Genomic DNA, 18726 nt, shown 5'->3' with positions numbered 1-18726 from the left:
AATCAATTGAGCGCGGAGTGTAACGCAGGGTGCAGGGCACCGCTATTAGCCATCCGGCTACCCCGGTCGCATGCCCCTTCAATCAGAAATTGAAGGTATAGCGCACGATCAAGCGGTTCTCGTTGGCGCTATCGGCGTAGGTCGAACGGTTGGTGGAGTTGCGCCATTGCAGGGACAAGTCCTTGAGCGGACCGCTCTGGACCTGGTAGGCAATATCGGTGACCCGCTCCCATTCCTTGCCGTCACGGCCCTGGGCACGCAACTCGGCGGCCTGGGTGGTATTCAGCAGCGTCGGGTCAACCTGATCACCCTTCACATACTTGACCCCGAGAGTCAGACCGGGCAGCCCCGCCTGCGCGAAGTCGAAGTCGTAACGCAGGAACCAGACCCGCTCCTTCGGCGCCGTGAAGGTACTGACCAGCGACTCGCCGAACAGGTAGGTGTCGGCACCGTTGAGGAAGGCAAACGGCGTGCTGCCCCAGGCTTTCTGGTAGCCACCGCCGAAGGTATGGCCGGCCAGGTTGTAGCCGAGCCAACTGCTCAGCGTACGGTTGTCCACCTCGCCCAGCCCTTCATTGCCGGTGTCGCTGGCATCGAAGTAGCGGATGTCCGAGAGCAGCCTGCCGGCGGCGAGCGGGTGATCGAGCTTCAGGCCGAAGAAGTGCGAACGGTACAGGTCCTTCAGCTCAGCGAGGTGATAGCTGAGCGACAGGCTCGATAGCGCCTGGTAGTCGAGGGCCAGGTAATCGTAATGGTCGGCGCGGACCGGCGCATAGCCGAAGGCCGTCAGCGATTCGAAATCCGTGGAATTGCGCTGTTTGACCGCGTTCACCCGCAACAGGGTGATGCTCAGTGGCTCCAGGTCATTGGAGACCAGCATGCCGCCACGGAAGATCTGCGGCAGCAGGCGGCTGTTGTTGCTCCACAACATCGGCAAGGTGGGATGCAGACCACCGATCCGCAACTCGCTTTGCCCCGCACGCGCCTTGGCCGTCAGCGTCACCTTGCTGTATTCGTCCGCCACGTTGCGCTCGGAATCATGCGCCAGAATACCCGAGCCGGTGCGGTCAGGGCTGGAATCCAGCTTGACCCCGAGGGTACCGAGCGCGTCGACACCGAAGCCGATGCGACCTTCGGTGAATCCCGACTGCAGGTTGAGTATGAAGCCCTGGCCCCACTCGTCCCGCTTGGACTGGGCAGCGCCCTCATTGCGAAAATCCCGATTGTAGTAGAAGTTGCGCAGCTCGAGGCTGGCCTTGGCGTCCCCGAAAAAATCCGCCAGCGCCACCGGCGCCTGTGCTGCCATGGCGCAAACCAGCAGCGTCTTGAGTGTGTTCTTGAACATGTTACCGATACCATTTTTGTTGTTTGTATGAGCCAGGCGTGTATCGCCTGGGTTGTCGAGCGGCTCGGGCCGCGATCGGACCGGGTCGCAATCGACTCGACGACGGGCTTTGGCTCTGCCGGGATCAGGCGTAGCGCAGGCGCGCTACACCCCAGATCGGCCTCTCGACGACACCCCACCGGGGCGCAAACCTGTGAATTGTTGCGGTCAGTTACTCAGGGCTGTCGCTTCCCGTACCCGTGCGGAGTCGGAACGTGACTGGTTGACCATGGTCACGGCCATGGCACCCAGCACCCCGGCCACGGCGATGGCCATGAAGTTGTGTTCCAGCGGCAGGCTCAGCGATACCAGCCAGCCGATCAGGATGGGCGCCACTATGGCTCCGATGCGCCCTACCCCCGAGGCGAAACCGACGCCGGTGGAGCGGATCGACAGCGGATAGAAGTCGCCGGCGTAGGCATAGGCCAGCAGTTGGGTACCCAGCGTCGAGGCACCAACGATGAACACCATGACGAACAGCAGGCCGGTGGAGCGGGTATAGCCCAGTGCGGTGAGGGCCACGGCACCGACCAGATAGAAGACCACCAGTACATGCTTGATATTCAGCCGGTCGCTGAGCCAGCCACCGCCGACCGCGCCGACGATGGCACCGATGTTGAACACGATCACGAAGTTCAGCGCCGAACCGAGGCTGAAACCGGCCATGGCCATCAGCTTGGTCAGCCAGGAATTAAGGGCATAGACCATGAACAGGCCGGTCATGAAGGCGGTCCAGATCATGACCGTGCTGAAACCACGGCCTTCGCGGAACAGATTGCGCACCGGCGTATCCTGCTTGGCCGCCGTTGCATCCAGCCCGACGAAGACCGTTTGCGGGGTGACGGCCAGTTGCGGCTCGATCTTCTGCACAATCGTCCGCAGCTCTTGCTGACGGCCTTTCTTGAGCAGGAAGGTCATCGACTCGGGCATGCTCTTGAGAATGAAGGGAATCAGCAGCACCGGCAGGCCGGCCATATAGAATACCGACTGCCAACCATGGCTTTCGATCAGTTGCTTGCCAGTCAAGGCGACCAGGATGCCGCCCACGGAATAACCGGCAAACACCAGGGTTACCAGTCGTGCGCGCAACTTGGCGGGGGAAAATTCGCTCATCTGCGCGGTCATCACCGGCAGCACCCCACCGATGCCCAGGCCGGCGAGAAAACGCGTAATACTGAAGCTGACCGGGTCACTGGTCAGGCCCGAGGCTGCGGTGAACAGGCTGAACAGCGCCACGCAGATCGCGATCATCTTCGGCCGGCCTATGCGGTCGGCCAGCGTCCCGAGGAACATGGCACCCAACATGGTACCGAGGAGCGCCGAACCGGCCATGATCCCGGCGCTGGTGGCATCGACGCCCATATCGTCCATGATCGCAGGCAGCGCGGCCCCTACCACGGCCAGATCATAGCCGTCGATTATCAGGATGAGCACACACCAGAACAGAATGAGTCCGTGGAAACGGTTGAATTTCGACTTGCCTGTAAGCTCGTACACGTTCACCGATTGCATAAGTTGTACTTCCTTTATCTTGTTCTTGTTGTTGGGCCTGTAGGCCCTTTTTTTCAGGTGCACGCGCCTGCCGCCTCAACCGCTGGAGGCAGTGCGTCGAATAGCGATGATTGTGTCGCGCTGGATGACGCGCCCCTGTGCGGGGCGAGCGGCACCTGAATGTCATCCATAGTAGAGCGGCGGGCTCGGTGATCAATGTTCGGAAAGATCGATTTGCCTGACCGGTTTGGACAGTGGAGGCTCTACTTCAGGCTCAGAACCGCGCCAGACACCTGATCGCAGCGGCAGCCGCCGCCGTGCGGTTCTCCACGCCGAGCTTGCGAAATACCTGCTCCAGATGCTTGTTCACCGTGCGCGGGCTCATGTCGAGGATCTGGCCGATCTCGCGGTTGGTCTTGCCATTGGCGATCCACAGCATGACGTCGGCTTCACGACCGGTCAGGCCAAGGGCTTCACGCAGACGACCACTGGCATCCGAACTGCGCGGGTCATCTATCAGGCGCAGCAGATTTTCCTGGGCGGAAACGCGGGCCAGAAACTCGATCGATGGTCCGTCCGCACCGGCGCGTTGTGGCGCCAGATGATGGCCGGGTTGCGGCTGGTGGCTCAGCCAGATGCCCAGCTCGTCAGCCAGCACCGCCAGATCGTCGGCCTGGCCATAACCGGCCTGATGCAGCCGCTGATGCACCTGTGGCGTGGCCCACAGCATCTGCCCGCCCTGATCTACCGCAAACAGATACTGGCCGGTCTGGTCCAGCGCCTGGCGGGCGCTCTGGGCGATGCGGGCGTTGGCCAGGTGCACCTGCATGCGGGCGATCAGCTCATCCGGGTTGATCGGCTTGGTGACGTAGTCGACACCGCCAGCGTTCAGGCCCATGACCACATGCTCGGTGTCGCTCAGCCCGGTCATGAAGATGATCGGCACGTCCGCCAGCGCGGGATTGCGCTTGAGCTGGCGGCAGGTTTCGAAACCATCCATGTTCGGCATCAGCGCATCGAGCAGCACGATGTCGGGGGTGATATTGCGGCTGATATTGAGCGCCTGGGCGCCTTCCAGAGCCACCAGCACGGTCATGCCGGCGTTTTCCAGCACGTCGTTGAGCATGCGGATGCTATCGAGCGCATCATCGACGATCAGTACGGTATCGCTGATACGGTTACGGGTATTCATGGTCGTTTACCTGAAGGCGCTGGCGTATGGCGTCGAACTGGAAGGCGTCAGCCAGGCGGATCAACTCGCTGTAGAAGGCGGCATGTTCGGCATCCTGCTCACGCAACTGGTACAGCGCCTCGAGCAGTCCCTTGCGGTGGCCAATTTCGGCCAGCCCGCGCAACTGCTGCCGGGTGACCGGCGGCGCGGCAGTGGAGGCGATGAGCTCCGGTTGGGGCGCAGCGCTTGCATGATGCCAGTGCAATTCGAGCAACTGGCCGATCTGTTCCAGCAACGGATTGAGTGGCACCGGCTTGATGAAATAACCATCGTGCAACGCTGACTGCTGCAACTGGCCGCCATCGGCGGCATCGGCCGAGAGAATGATGACCGGCGCCTTGCAACCCTGCCCACGCAGCTGTTGCAGCAGACTCCAGCCGTCCATGCCGGGCATGTTCAGATCGAGCAGGATCAGGTCGACACGCTGACTGCGCACCAGCTCGACGGCCAGCAGCGGGTTGGCCAGGGTGGTGACCTGAAAGCCAAGCGGTGTGAGCAGGCTGTTCATCAACTGGCGGTGCGAGTCCTCGTCGTCAATCACCAGAATGCGCCTGGGCTCACCAGCATAGCCCCGTGGCGGCTGGCTGGCCGGCAGCTCACCGCGGCCTTCACCACGGGTACTGGACAGCAGCAGGGCGACCTTGAACTGGCTGCCCTGCCCCGGCGTGCTCTGGACGCTGATATCGCCGCCCATGATGTCGCACAGCAACTTGGTGATGGTCAGCCCCAGGCCGGTGCCGAAGGCGGTGGAGCCGGGGTTGCGCACCCGTTCGAAGGGCTGGAAGATGCGTTCGAAATCCTCGTCGCGGATGCCTTCGCCGGTATCCTTGACGGTGAACTCGGCGACCCCGCTGCGGTAGCCGACGGTCAGGCTGAGCCCGCCACGCTCGGTGTACTTGATGGCGTTGGACAGCAGGTTGATGAGGATCTGACGCAGGCGCTTTTCATCGGTACGCACCCAGCGCGGCAAGCGGTCCGGACAGTCGAAGTGGAAGGCCAGCCCCTTGTCCTCGGCCTGCAGACGGAACATGTTGACCAGTTGATCGAGCAGCAGGTCGATGCGTACCTCGCTCAGGTTCAATTCGAGCCGGCCGGCCTCGATCTTGGAGATGTCCAGCAGCCCCTCGATCAGGTCGGCCAGATACTCGCCGCTGCGACGGATCACCGTCAGCGCCGGCCGGCGCTGTTCGGGAATCTGCGGGTCCTGCTCCAGCAGCTGGGCGTAGCCGAGCACCGCATTGAGCGGCGAACGCAGTTCGTGGCTGATACCGGTCAGGTAGCGGCTCTTGGCCTGGTTGGCCGCCTCAGCATGCTCCTTGGCCTCCTGCAGGGCGCGGTCGGTTACCTTGTGGGCCCCGATTTCCTCCAGCAGCAGACGGTTCTGCCGGTTCGACTCCTCCTGCGCCACCCGCCGGCTTTCATGGGCCAGCACGAACAGCCAACTGATCACCCCGGTGATGATCAGCAGGATGAAGAACACCTTCCACAGGGTGGTGCCCAGCAGCGCCTGGGCCTGGGTGTCGGCATCGATGAACGGCGTCTGGTAGTAGATCAGTGACAGCATCAGCGCGGTCAGGCCGTTGATCAGCAGCAACAGCCCGAGAAAATGCCCGACCCGCGAGCCGACCCGCGGCATCAGCCGCTCCGGCAGCAGCAGGCGCAACAGGCGGCGCAGCTGGGCGGCATAGTCGGCGCCCGGTTTGCAGTAATCGCCGCAGCGCGCATCCAGCGAGCAGCACAGCGAGCAGATATGCCCGCCATAGGCCGGGCAGTGGGTGATGTCCTCGGTCTCGAAGCGGTTCTCGCAGATGCAGCAGGCCAGCCGGCCGTCGCTGTCCGGCTGGATGCGGATCACCTGGCGCGCCAGGTAATAGCGGCCCTTGGTCCACCAGGCGATCAGCGGCGCGGTCAGCAGCGCGGTGCCCAGCGCGATGAAATGCGCCAGGGCCCGCGGCACCTCGCCGAAGGTGCCGGTAAAACAGAGCATGCCGATCAGGGTCGCCAGCAGCATGGCGCCGACACCGACCGGATTGATGTCATGCAGGTGCGCGCGCTTGAATTCGATATGTGGTGGCGACAGCCCCAGCGGCTTGTTGATCACCAGGTCGGCCACCAGGGCGCCGGCCCAGGCGGTGGCGATGATGCCGTAGTAACCGAGGGTTTCCTCCAGCGCGCGGTAGACGCCCAGCTCCATCACCAGCAGGGCGATGCTGACGTTGAACACCAGCCACACCACCCGGCCGGGATGACTGTGGGTCAGCCGCGAGAAGAAGTTGGACCAGGCGATGGAGCCGGCATAGGCATTGGTGACGTTGATCTTGACCTGGCAGATGATGACGAAGATGCCGGCCAGCGCCAGCGCCACCTGCGGTGAGCTGGTCAGGTAGCCGAAGGCGACCATGTACATGCGCGTGGGGTCGGCGGCTTCCTCCAGGGGGATGGCGTGGTTGAGCGCCAGTACCGCGAGGAACGAGCCGGCCAGCAGCTTGAGCGCACCAAGCAGTACCCAGCCGGGGCCGCCCGCCATGACCGCCGCCCACCAGCGCAGGCGCCGGCCCTCTTTGGGCTCAGGGACAAAACGCAGAAAATCGACCTGCTCGCCGATCTGCGCCATCAGCGCGAACATCACCGCCGCCGCCGCGCCGAACATCAGCAGGCTGACGCCATTGTCCGGCCCGCTGCCGGGCTCGGTGCCGGCGAAGCTGGTCCAATCCTCCACCGCGCTGACGTTCAGGTAGATGATGAACACGAACGGTAGCAGTTGCAGTACCAGCCACAACGGCTGGGTCCATAGCTGAAAGCGGCTGATCAGGGTGATGCCGTGGGTAACCAGCGGGATGATCACCACCGCGCAGAGAATATAGCCGGCCGCCAGCGGTACCCCGAACAGCAGTTCCAGGGCCATGGCCATGATCACCGCTTCCAGGGCGAAGAAGATGAAGGTGAAGCTGGCATAGATCACCGAGGTGATGGTCGAACCGATATAGCCGAACCCCGCGCCGCGGGTCAGCAGATCGCTGTCGACGCCGTAGCGGGCGGCGTAGTAGCTGATCGGGATGGCGGTGAGAAAGATCACCGTGCACACCGCCAGTATCGCCGCCAGCGCATTGTTGAAACCGTAGTGCAGGGTAATGGCGCCGCCGATGGCCTCCAGCGCGAGGAATGAAATCGCCCCCAGCGCGGTACCCGCCACCTTCGCCCCCGACCAGCGCCGGGCGCTCTTGGCGGTGAAGCGCAGGGCGTAATCCTCCAGCGTCTCGTTGGCCACCCACTGGTTGTAACTGCGCCGCACACGGAAGATGTGTTGTCTGGCGGTCATGCTGCTCCCCTTGATGCCAGATCGGGTGACACTGGCCTACTGGCCTGCACCTTCGTGGTGCATGCTCGATCTGGACAAGCCTGGAATCCGCCCTCCCCGGCCGGAATCCAGCGCTCTTTCCCATACCTATGCCAGATATATGCCAGCGCGCTGCATCCTGCTCCTCCTACCCCTGTTTGCCGGTATCAGCCATGCGTCAAATGACGTAGGCGGCTGGGGTATTTGTCGCATGGGCAGTTTGGAGAAGGCTACGCAGAATGCGAGACGTGGGCGCTGTGGATGTCGCCGGCGCTGCCACCGGTGACAGCCATTCAGAAGGATTCAACCGTTAACGAGGAAGCATCTATGGATCACTCCAACGACTCCAGGCCATTCAAGCAGACACGCCGCAAGTTTCTCTCCACCACTGTCACGGCGATCACCGCCGCAGTAATGATGGCGAGCATGCCAATGGCAGTGCAAGCTGCGGCACCCGCCACCGCCGAGGTCAATACCACCGGCCTGGCGGTCACCGACAACACGGTGAAGGTCGGCATTCTGCACTCTATCACCGGCACCATGGCGATCAGTGAGGAAGGCTCGGTACAGGCGGAAATTCTCGCCATCGAACAGATCAACGCCATGGGTGGTGTGCTGGGGCGCAAGATCGAATATATCCAGGAAGACGGCGCCAGCGACTGGCCAACCTTCGCCGACCGTTCCAACAAGCTGCTGCGCCAGGACAAGGTAGCCGCAGTGTTCGGCTGCTGGACCTCAGCCTCACGCAAGGCGGTACTACCGATCTTCGAGCGCTACAACGGCATGCTCTACTATCCGACCTTCTATGAGGGCCTGGAGCAGTCGCCCAACGTCATCTACACCGGCCAGGAAGCCACCCAGCAGGTATTGGCCGGATTGGACTGGGTAGCCGAGGACAAGGGTGCCAAGACCTTCTACCTGATCGGCTCGGACTACATCTGGCCACGGACCTCGAACAAGATCGCCCGTACCCACATCGAACAGCATCTGGGTGGCCAGGTGGTCGGCGAGGACTACTTCCCGCTCGGTCACACCAGCTTCAACTCGGTGATCAACCGTATCCGCCTGCGCAAGCCGGATGTGATCTTCGCCTCGGTGGTCGGTGGCTCCAACGTGGCCTTCTACCGCCAGCTCAAGGCCGCTGGCCTGGACATGACCAAGGAAGACTTCTCCCTGCTGACCATCTCGGTGACAGAGGATGAAATCCTCGGTATCGGTGGCGAGAACATCGAAGGTGCCTATGCCTCGATGAAGTACTTCCAGAGCCTGCCGAACGAGAACAACGAAGCCTTCGTCAAGGCCTTCAAGGAGCGCTGGGGTGCCGATGCCGTTATCGGTGACGTGACCCAGGCTGCCTACCTCGGGCCCTGGCTGTGGAAAGCCGCGGTCGAAGCCGCCGGTTCCTTCGATGTCGACAAGGTGCGTGCCGCCTCACCGGATATCGAGCTGAACACCGCGCCTGAAGGCTACGTGCGTATCCATGAAAACCATCACCTGTGGTCCAAGGGCCGCATCGGCCACGCCCAGCGTAATGGTCAGTTCAAGGTTGTCCACGAGACCGAAGAGTTGATGGAGCCCGATCCGTTCCCCGCCGGTTACCAGTAACCGCGCCCCGGCCCGCACCCTTCGGGGTGCGGGTCTGGCACCACCGGTGCCGCCATCCCTGTTCATATCGCCGGAGGAAGGACCATGTTCTCTGATTTCTCTGCCGCCGAGCTGTCCGCGATCTTTGCCATGCAGGGGTTTGCCGGTCTGATTCTGTTTGCGGTCTTTGTTCTCATGGCCCTGGGCCTGGCCATCATCTTCGGCCAGATGGGGGTCATCAATATGGCGCACGGGGAGTTCATGATTCTCGGTGCCTACGTCACCTACATGACCTCCAACCTGTTCGCCAGCCACTTTCCCCAACTGTTCGGCTCGTATTTCCTGTTCGCCATCGTCTTCGCCTTCTTCGCCGCAGCGCTACTCGGAGCCCTGGTCGAATGGAGCATGATCCGCTTCCTCTATCACCGCCCGCTGGACACCCTGCTGGCGACCTGGGGCCTGAGCCTGATCATGCAGCAGACCTATCGCTCGATCTTCGGCGCCCGTGAGGTCGGCGTGGTGATCCCCGACTGGCTGATGGGCTCCTATCAACTCACCGACATGATCGAGGTGCCGATCAACGGCCTGTTCGTCATGGCCCTGGCGGTCCTCGCCACGCTGTTCGTCGCCGCCCTGATGTACCGCTCGCGCTGGGGCAAACAGGTGCGTGCCGTGGTGCAGAACCGCCCCATGGCCGGCGCGGTGGGCATCAATACCGCGCGGGTCGACCGCCTGACCTTCGCCCTCGGTTGCGGCATCGCCGGGGTCGCCGGCAGCGCCTTCACCATGATCGGTTCCACCGGCCCGAGTTCCGGCCAGCTGTACATCGTCGATACTTTCCTGGTGGTGGTATTCGGCGGCGCCGGCAGCCTGCTCGGCACCGTGGCCTCGGCCTTCAGCATTTCCCAGTCGCAATCGATCCTCGAGTTCTTCATGGGCGGCTCGATGGCCAAGGTTCTCACCCTGCTGGTGGTGGTGATCATCCTGATGTTCAGGCCGCAGGGTCTGTTCAGTCTGAAAGTACGGCGCTAGGAGGAGTACCCACATGCCATTCTCATCATTCAAGGACTACATGCCGCGCCAGGACCTGCTCGCCTTCGTGGTACTGGCGCTGCTGCTGCTGGTGATACTGCCGCTGACGCTCGATGTGATGCGTCTGAACCAGACCGGCAAGTTCCTCAGCTTCGCCTTCGTCGCCGTCGGCCTGGTGCTGTGCTGGGGTTACGGCGGGATTCTCAGTCTCGGCCAGGGGGTGTTCTACGGTCTGGGCGGCTACGCCCTGGCCATGTACCTCAAGCTGGAGGCCTCGACCCCGGAGAACACCCGCATCCAGACCACACCGGGTATTCCCGACTTCATGGACTGGAACCGCATCACCGAGCTGCCGTGGTTCTGGGAACCCTTCTACAGCCTGACTTTCAGTATTCTGGCGGTGGTCGTGGTGCCGATGATCGTCGCCTACCTGATCGGTCTGGCGATGTTCAAGCGCCGGGTCGGCGGGGTGTACTTTGCGATCATCACCCAGTCGATCGCCGCCATCCTGACCATCCTGATCATCGGCCAGCAGGGCCTGACCGGTGGGGTCAACGGCATCACCGACCTGCGCACCCTCAATGGCTGGAACATCCACACCGACTCGGCCAGCTACGTGCTGTACTTCGTCTGCGTGGCGCTGCTGTTCGCCTGCCTGCTGATCGCCCAGTACATTCGCCGCTGCAAGACCGGGCGCATTCTGGTGGCCATGCGCGGGCAGGAGGACCGGGTGCGGTTTTCCGGCTACGACATCGCCAACTTCAAGATCTTCGTGTTCTGCATCGGCGCCGCCTTCGCCGGCATCGGCGGGGCCATGTTCACCCTGCAGGAAGGCTTCATGTCGCCGAGCTTCGTCGGTGTGGTGCCGTCGATCGAAATGGTCATCTTCTGCGCCGTCGGCGGCCGGCTGTCGATCATCGGCGCGGTCTACGGCGTACTGCTGGTCAGCGTGGCGAAGACCGTGTTCGGTGAGAACTTCCCCGAGCTGTGGCTGTTCGCCATGGGCCTGATCTTCATCGGTGTGGTACTCGGCCTGCCCAACGGTATCGCCGGCCTGTATGCCATTTACGTAGGCCCGCACGTCGATCGGTTGCTGGACCGGATCTTCGGCAAGCAGACCCCGTCGGACCAGGCGCAGCCCATTCAGCCGCCCCTTGAACCCAACAGCCAGGGAGCCACCCCATGAGCGGATCCAATACCGATTTCATCCTCGCCGTGGAAGGCCTGACGGTGTCCTTCGATGGCTTCAAGGCGGTCAACGACCTGAGCTTCTACGTCGACCAGAACGAAATCCGCGTGATCATCGGCCCCAACGGCGCCGGCAAGACCACGGTGCTCGACCTGATCTGCGGCCGCACCAGGGCTACCGATGGCTCGATCCGCTTCCGCAACCGCGAGCTGACCCGGCTCAAGGAACACCAGATTGTCAAGGCCGGGGTCGGGCGCAAGTTCCAGAACCCCTCGATCTATACCGACCTGACGGTGTTCGAGAACCTGGAGATTTCCTATCCCAGCGGGCGCGGGGTGTTCGGCAGCCTGGCGTTCAAGCGCGACGCGGAAGTGATCGCGCGGATCGAGGAAGTCGCCGGGCGCATCTTCCTCTCCGAACACCTGAACACCCAGGCCGACCTGCTAAGCCATGGCCAGAAGCAATGGCTGGAGATCGGCATGCTGCTGATCCAGAAACCGGAGCTGCTGATGCTCGACGAGCCGGTGGCCGGCATGTCGGTCACCGAACGCCAGCAGACCGCCATCCTGCTCAGGGAAATCGCCAAGGAGCACACCATGATCGTGATCGAGCACGACATGCAGTTCGTCGCCGAGATCGCCGACAAGGTCACCGTGCTGCATCAGGGCAAGATCCTCGCCGAGGGCTCGCCGGAGAAGGTCAAGGCCGACCCCAAGGTCATCGAAGTCTACCTGGGACATTGAGAGGAGCAGCACATGTTGAACGTATCCGATTATTCAGTGGCCTATGGGCAGAGCGAGATCCTGCGCAAGATGAATTTCAGCGTCGGCAAGAACGAAATCGTCGCCATCATGGGCCGTAACGGTATGGGCAAGACCACGCTGATGAAATCGCTGATGGGGGTGATCCCCAGCCAGGGCGGCAGCGTCAACCTGGACGGCAAGGAAATCACCGGGCTCAAGAGCCACGAGCGGGTCAAGGCCGGGTTCGGCTTCGTGCCCCAGGGGCGGATGATCTTCTCGACCATGACCGTACGGGAAAACATCGAGACCGGCCTCACCGTGACCGGACGGCGCAGCGTGCCGAGCGACCTCTACGACCTGTTTCCGGTGCTGCTGGAAATGCGCTCGCGGCGCGGCGGCAACCTGTCCGGCGGGCAGCAGCAACAACTGGCCATTGCCAGGGCATTGGCCAGCGATCCCAAACTGCTGCTGCTCGACGAGCCGACCGAGGGCATCCAGCCGTCGATCATCAGTGACATGGCCCGCACCCTCAAGACCATCCGCGACCAGCGCGGCCTGTCGATCATCGTCTCCGAGCAGGTACTCAAGTTCGCCCTCGACATCGCCGACCGCATCCTGGTGATAGAGAAGGGCGAGATCGTCCACGAGGAGCTGCGCGCCACGGTCGACGAGGCCAAGGTCGCCTCCTACCTGGCCGTGTAGACAGCCATCCAACAATCTCAGCAAACAGGAGAACGCCATGCGTCATGGTGACATATCAAGCAGTAACGATACCGTCGGTGTTGCCGTCGTCAATTACAAGATGCCGCGCCTGCATACCCGCGAGCAGGTGCTGGAGAACGCGCACCAGATCGCCGACATGATCCGCGGCATGAAGCTCGGCCTGCCGGGCATGGACCTGGTGGTGTTCCCGGAATACAGCACCATGGGCATCATGTACGACAACGACGAAATGATGGCCACCGCCGCCAGCATCCCCGGCGACGAAACCGCGATCTTCGCCCAGGCCTGCCGCGACGCCAACACCTGGGGCGTGTTCTCGCTGACCGGCGAGCGCCACGAGGAACACCCGCACAAGGCGCCCTACAACACCCTGGTGCTGATCAACAGCGAGGGCGAGATCGTCCAGAAATACCGCAAATGCATTCCCTGGTGCCCGATCGAAGGCTGGTATCCCGGCGACACCACCTACGTCAGCGAAGGGCCCAAGGGCATGAAGATCAGCCTGATCATCTGCGACGACGGCAACTACCCGGAAATCTGGCGCGACTGCGCGATGAAGGGCGCCGAGCTGATCGTCCGTTGCCAGGGCTACATGTACCCGGCCAAGGACCAGCAGGTGATGATGGCCAAGAGCATGGCCTGGGCCAACAACTGCTATGTGGCGGTGGCCAACGCCAGCGGCTTCGACGGGGTCTACTCCTACTTTGGCCACTCGGCGATCATCGGCTTCGATGGCCGCACCCTGGGCGAGTGCGGCGAAGAGGACATGGGCATCCAGTACGCCCAGCTGTCGATCTCGCAGATCCGCGACGCGCGCGCCAACGACCAGTCGCAGAACCACCTGTTCAAGCTGCTGCACCGTGGCTACACCGGCATGTACAACTCCGGCGATGGCGACAGGGGCGTGGCCGACTGCCCGTTCGACTTCTACCGCACCTGGGTGATGGATGCCGAGAAAGCCCGCGAGCAGGTCGAAGCCATCACCCGCAGCACCGTGGGCGTGGCCGAGTGCCCGGTCGGCGAACTGCCGGTGGAAGGCAGGGAGAAAGGCGCGGGCGCCTGAGCTGCGCTGGATCGCCACGGCCTTCGGCCTCGCGATGACGGGGCATTACGCCGGTGCCAGACTCCCGTTCTCCGTCATTGCGAGGCCGAAGGCCGTGGCAATCCATTCGCTACCACAGACAAGGACAAGCCCATGCCCTTCGCCAATGAACGCATCGCCGCCAACCATGACCTGCTGGCCCAGCGCTCGCTAAAAACCGGCCTGCGCCAGACCCGCTTCCTGTTTGACCCCGACCAGATCATGGCGCGGCTGGCCGGGCGCATCATCGGCCAGGATGACGCCCTGGCCGCCCTTGGCGGCCTGCTGCGGGTGGTGCGCGCGGACATCTGCCCGCCACAGCGCCCGCTGGGGGTCTGCCTGCTGATGGGCCCCACCGGCACCGGCAAGACCGAAACCGTCAGGGCGCTGGCCGAGGCCATCCACGGCAGCATGGACGCCCTGTGCCGGATCGACATGAACACCCTCAGCCAGGAACACTACGCCTCGGCCCTGACCGGCGCGCCGCCGGGCTACGTCGGCAGCAAGGAAGGCCACACCCTGTTCGATGCCGACAAGATCCGCGGCAGCTACAGCAAGCCCGGCATCGTGCTGTTCGACGAACTGGAAAAGGCCAGCCCGGAGGTCATCCGCAGCCTGCTCAACGTACTGGACGCCGGCCTGCTGACCCTGCCGGCGGGCAACCGCCAGATCGACTTCCGCAACAGCCTGATCTTCCTCACCAGCAACCTCGGCGCCGCCGAGCTGGCCCGTTACCACGGGCGTTTCCGCCACGGCTGGCGGCGCCTGCTGCAACCGCACAGCGGCCGCGAGCAGCAGATACTGGAGCAGGCCCTGCACCAGCGTTTCGACCCGGAATTCATCAATCGCATCGACCATATCCTGCACTACCAGCGGCTGCCGGCGGACCAGGCCGATGTGCTGCTGGAACTGGAACTGGTGAAACTGCACAAGCGCCTGGAGCCGCACCAGGCCAGTCTCGAAGTCACCGCCGAAGCGCGCCGCTGGCTGTGCCGCGACTACGACCCGCGTTTCGGCGCCCGCGACCTGGCGCGCCGGGTACGCCACGAACTGGCCCCGGCCCTGGCCTGCGCCCTGCTGGACGAACCCGAAGCCCGGCGTTTCAGCGCCGAGCAGATGGCCGGCGGCATCCAGGTCCAGGCGCTTGATGATGCCTACGTCAAATGACGTAGGCGGGGGTGTCATTTCACGAATGGTCGCCTCCCTGCCCTTGCCCGATAGTGACAACGAGGTTTTCAACCCTGACCCCATCTGCCCCAAGGAGCTGTGACAATGGCTGACACCATTATCAAGATCGACCTGAGCAAGCCCCCCTACGAAAACGACATGGTCCACAACCGCTGGCACCCGGACATCCCGCTGGTGGCCACGGTCAAGCCCGGCGACGACTTCATTCTCGAATGCTATGACTGGACCGGCGGCCAGATCGCCAACAACGACAGCGCCGACGACGTGCGCGACGTCGACCTGACCCAGGTGCATTTCCTCTCCGGCCCGATCGGCGTCGAAGGCTGTGAGCCCGGCGACCTGCTGGAAGTGGACATCCTCGACATCGGCACCTTCGCCGAAAGCCAGTGGGGCTTCAATGGCTTCTTCGCCAAGACCAATGGCGGCGGCTTCCTGACCGAGCACTTCCCGGATGCGCAAAAATCCATCTGGGACTTCAACGGCATGTTCACCAAATCACGCCATGTGCCCAACGTCGAATTCCCCGGCCTGATCCACCCCGGCCTGATCGGCTGCCTGCCCTCCCGGGAAATGCTCGAAGAGTGGAACAAACGGGAAAAGGAACTATTCGAAACCGATCCCGAGCGTATACCCGGCCTGGCCAACCTGCCCTACGCCGAAACCGCGCACATGGGCCGCCTGACCGGCGAAGAAAAGGCCAAGGCCGCCGCCGAAGGCGCCCGCACCGTGCCACCGCGCGAGCATGGCGGCAACTGCGACATCAAGGACCTGTCGCGCGGTTCCAAGGTCTACTTCCCGGTTTACGTCAAAGGCGGCGGCCTGTCGGTCGGCGACCTGCACTTCAGCCAGGGCGACGGTGAAATCACCTTCTGCGGCGCCATCGAAATGGCCGGCTGGATTCACCTGCGGGTCAACCTGATCAAGGACGGCATGGCCAAGTACGGCATCAAGAACCCGATCTTCAAGCCCAGCCCGATCAAACCGCGCTACGACGACTACGTGATCTTCGAAGGCATCTCGGTCGACGAGCAAGGCAAGCAGCACTACCTGGACGTACACATCGCCTACCGCCAGGCCTGCCTCAACGCCATTGAATACCTGACCAAGTTCGGCTACACCCCGGCCCAGGGCTACGCCCTGCTCGGCTGCGCGCCGGTGGAAGGCCATATCAGCGGCGTGGTCGACGTGCCCAACGCCTGCGCCACCCTGTGGCTGCCAACCGGCATCTTCGACTTCGACATCAACCCCAACGCCAACGGACCCGAGAAGAAGGTGACCGGGGGAATGGACGTACCGCTGTCGAAAGACAAGGAGTAACCGCACATGCCCTTGTACGACTACAAATGCCAGGATCATGGCCTGTTCCACGCCCTGGCGACCATGGACGAGTTCGACAAACCGCAGCCCTGCCCGCAGTGCGGCGTGATGTCAGCCAAGGTGATCCTGCTGCCAAGCCACCTGTTCAAGGTAGACGACAGCGAACGCAAGGCCCGCGACCGCAACGAACAGGCCATGCACAGCCCGATCCTGTCCACGCCCGACTACCGCGCCGAAGAACAGGCCCGGCATGAGCACAAACACGGCAAGGGCTGCGGTTGCGCGCATCAGAAACTGGGTAAGTCCAAGTTGTTCTGGACGGCCAACGGGGAGAAGATGTTTCCTTCGGCTAGGCCGTGGATGATTAGTCATTGAGTTTGAGGTTTCGCTTGTGAACCAAGGCCCTGCGATGCAGGGCCTTGGTGTTTTTGGAGGGTATGCGCGAGGTTAGACGGCCGCAATCGGACTGATCCGCAGGCCCCAACTACCTGAATGACATCGCACGACATCGACGTCAGACGATAGTTTCTACCGAACCGGCGATCGATCAAGCCAGGGAAATGGGTTGAACGAAGAGAGGACCAGAAACGTTAAGGTCCATCGGACCCCAATCACTCCATGACGCTCCTTTAGGCGCAAAAGAGAGGGCGCAATGCGCCCTCTAGTCATTTATGGCGTGACCGTTTTTTGCACCTCTCTGTCCACCATATCCTTGCCCAATCGGGTCCAGGTCAGCAGGAAGCACAGAGCGCTGGCAGCGTACAGGCAGGCCATTATGACCATGGAGGATTGCAGGCTTTGCGCGTAGACCTGTCCACAGACGTCCTGCAGACTCTGGTTCAGTTGACCGATCACGGCGGGGTGGCACTGGTTTCGTGCCAGTTCACCAGCCGCTACGCCGAGATCGGCGATACCGGACTTGAAGAAGATGTCGGAGATTGCGCCAATGAACAGCGGGCCGAAGCCGTAGCCAATCAGGTTGACGAGAAGCAGCATCACCGCCGTGGCCATTGCGCGCACACGCATGCTTACCACGCCCTGGCCGATCGTGTACTGAGCGGCTAGGTAGCCGTACTTCACAAAGCCGCCGATGATCAGGCCGATTGCAGCGTAGAGCAGATTGTCGGTGGTGAAGGCGAAGATATAAAAGGGAATCGACAGTGTCAGGCCTACCGCCGGTACCCAGGCGATGGCGCCCGGGTGCTTCTTGTAAATCCTGGTCGCTAGCCAACCGGTGGCGAAGGTGCCAACGGCGGCGGACAGGGCGACCGGTGTGTTGATCCAGATCGCAGCCTGACCGGCGGTAATTTCGTAGGTGCGGACCAGAAAGAGCGACTGGAACGAGGAGATACCGTAACCGCAGAACGCGGCAATGGTGGCGCCGGCGGTCATCATCCAGAAAGCAGGCTTACCCATCAGCTCGTGGATAGCCTCGCCCAGGCTGGCTCGCTCCTTTTTCGCGGTTTCCGGCGGATCGGTGTAGCCTCGCGGCGGCTCTTTGACCGTGAGTTTGAAAACAAGGGCGACCAGCAAGCCCGGCAAACCGACGACGAAGAAGGCGGTGCGCCAGTCGAACACGTCGGTGACCCAGCCGCCGACGAGGTTGGCGAACATGGTGCCGAGCGTTACGCCCATGGCGTAGAAGCCCAGTGCCTGGGACCGTTCACGCGGGATGAAATAGTCCGCGATCAGGGAGTTGGCCGGCGGCGTACAGCCGGCTTCACCAATACCCACACCGACGCGACACATCAGCAGAATCCAGAACGCGCCTATGGTGACCGAGCCGATGGTGACTTCGGTCGCCAGGCCGCAAAGCGCTGTCATCAGCGACCACAAGGCCACGCAGACGGTCATGATCCACACGCGATTGGCGACATCGGCAAAGCGCGCTAGCGGGATGCCCACGGCGGTGTAGAGCAAGGCGAAACCGAAGCCGGTGAGAAGCCCGAACTGGGTGTCTGTAATCCCGAGGTCCGGTACCAGGTCGGGGCCGACGACCGCTAGCAGGGCGCGATCGACGAAATTCAAGATGTAAATAAATGTCAGCGCGAAGAGCACATAATTGCGGTACGCCTTGGAGCCGTAGCCGGCCAAGTGGCCTTGGGCTCCCCCCTCTCTGGCAGTGATGGGTCTCATGGACAATACGCCTTCTAGGTTTGTTGTTATAAGTCGATGCGGGCTGTAATCGCACGCTGCTATTACCCACTCCTGACGGTGTCTGCCTGGCCTTAAGAACAGTTGAAAGCCCCTATCCGACTAGACGAACCTTGCCACTATATCGGCATAGTGGGGGTACGGTGGCGCGCAGAATTGTTAAGTTTTGTCGCGAGTAATATGCAGCCGCGAGCGAATGCCAGGACTCAGGCTTATAAGAGTCACCGCGACGCTTGATATTACGGCGTAGCAGCGGAACGGCCAGGCATGGT

Annotated in this window: 14 protein-coding genes; 9 read left to right on the top strand and 5 right to left on the bottom strand. The window is 62.5% G+C overall.

Features of this window, described 5'->3' with window-relative positions; genetic code table 11:
* Nucleotides 1-82 precede the first annotated feature (82 nt).
* The 4 genes from CQ007_RS02145 to CQ007_RS02130 form a co-directional block, all read right to left on the bottom strand.
* Nucleotides 83-1345, bottom strand: coding sequence for an OprD family porin (locus CQ007_RS02145; RefSeq protein ID WP_105643257.1), 1263 nt, complete (start codon nt 1343-1345; stop codon nt 83-85).
* Nucleotides 1346-1552: 207 nt separating this feature from the next.
* Nucleotides 1553-2896 carry an MFS transporter gene (locus tag CQ007_RS02140; RefSeq protein WP_105643256.1) on the bottom strand — a complete coding sequence of 448 codons (1344 nt, stop codon included), beginning with the start codon at nt 2894-2896 and terminating at the stop codon, nt 1553-1555.
* Between the two features lie 253 nt (nt 2897-3149).
* A complete protein-coding gene (locus tag CQ007_RS02135; protein WP_105643255.1) occupies nt 3150-4067 on the bottom strand; it encodes a response regulator transcription factor in 918 nt (305 codons plus the stop codon).
* On the bottom strand, nt 4054-7425 hold the full coding sequence (locus CQ007_RS02130; RefSeq protein WP_105643254.1) for an ATP-binding protein: 3372 nt from the start codon (nt 7423-7425) through the stop codon (nt 4054-4056). The genes CQ007_RS02135 and CQ007_RS02130 overlap by 14 nt, the downstream gene beginning before the upstream one ends.
* A gap of 432 nt (nt 7426-7857) precedes the next feature.
* Between CQ007_RS02130 and urtA the strand changes: the two genes are divergently transcribed.
* The 9 genes from urtA (at nt 7858) to CQ007_RS02085 (ending at nt 16675) form a co-directional block, all read left to right on the top strand.
* The gene (gene urtA / locus CQ007_RS02125) at nt 7858-9048 is read left to right on the top strand and encodes an urea ABC transporter substrate-binding protein (RefSeq protein ID WP_235833889.1); all 1191 of its coding nucleotides are present in this window, start codon (nt 7858-7860) and stop codon (nt 9046-9048) included.
* An 84-nt stretch (nt 9049-9132) separates the two neighbouring features.
* Nucleotides 9133-10059 (top strand): urea ABC transporter permease subunit UrtB, encoded by a 927-nt coding sequence (gene urtB, locus CQ007_RS02120; protein ID WP_105643252.1) that lies wholly within the window; start codon nt 9133-9135, stop codon nt 10057-10059.
* Nucleotides 10060-10072: 13 nt separating this feature from the next.
* The gene (urtC, locus tag CQ007_RS02115) at nt 10073-11245 is read left to right on the top strand and encodes an urea ABC transporter permease subunit UrtC (RefSeq protein ID WP_105643251.1); all 1173 of its coding nucleotides are present in this window, start codon (nt 10073-10075) and stop codon (nt 11243-11245) included.
* A complete protein-coding gene (gene urtD, locus CQ007_RS02110) occupies nt 11242-11991 on the top strand; it encodes an urea ABC transporter ATP-binding protein UrtD (RefSeq protein ID WP_105643250.1) in 750 nt (249 codons plus the stop codon). The genes urtC and urtD overlap by 4 nt, the downstream gene beginning before the upstream one ends.
* A gap of 12 nt (nt 11992-12003) precedes the next feature.
* Nucleotides 12004-12693 carry an urea ABC transporter ATP-binding subunit UrtE gene (gene urtE, locus CQ007_RS02105; RefSeq protein WP_105643249.1) on the top strand — a complete coding sequence of 230 codons (690 nt, stop codon included), beginning with the start codon at nt 12004-12006 and terminating at the stop codon, nt 12691-12693.
* 37 nt (nt 12694-12730) lie between these two features.
* The gene (locus CQ007_RS02100; RefSeq protein WP_105643248.1) at nt 12731-13777 is read left to right on the top strand and encodes an aliphatic amidase; all 1047 of its coding nucleotides are present in this window, start codon (nt 12731-12733) and stop codon (nt 13775-13777) included.
* A gap of 132 nt (nt 13778-13909) precedes the next feature.
* The gene (locus tag CQ007_RS02095) at nt 13910-14962 is read left to right on the top strand and encodes an AAA family ATPase (protein WP_105643247.1); all 1053 of its coding nucleotides are present in this window, start codon (nt 13910-13912) and stop codon (nt 14960-14962) included.
* Between the two features lie 105 nt (nt 14963-15067).
* Nucleotides 15068-16300, top strand: a complete 1233-nt coding sequence (fmdA, locus tag CQ007_RS02090; RefSeq protein WP_105643246.1) for a formamidase — start codon at nt 15068-15070, stop codon at nt 16298-16300.
* 6 nt (nt 16301-16306) lie between these two features.
* Complete coding sequence (locus CQ007_RS02085) at nt 16307-16675, top strand: FmdB family zinc ribbon protein (RefSeq protein WP_105643245.1); 369 nt, start codon at nt 16307-16309, stop codon at nt 16673-16675.
* 294 nt (nt 16676-16969) lie between these two features.
* Here CQ007_RS02085 and CQ007_RS02080 read toward each other — a convergent pair whose 3' ends face one another.
* On the bottom strand, nt 16970-18394 hold the full coding sequence (locus CQ007_RS02080) for an MFS transporter (protein ID WP_218278808.1): 1425 nt from the start codon (nt 18392-18394) through the stop codon (nt 16970-16972).
* Between the last annotated feature and the right edge of the window lie 332 nt (nt 18395-18726).

The sequence above is a fragment of the Pseudomonas sp. MYb185 genome (assembly GCF_002979975.1).
In the GTDB taxonomy this organism is placed as follows: domain Bacteria; phylum Pseudomonadota; class Gammaproteobacteria; order Pseudomonadales; family Pseudomonadaceae; genus Halopseudomonas.
This window is presented reverse-complemented; position numbering and strand designations above follow the sequence as displayed.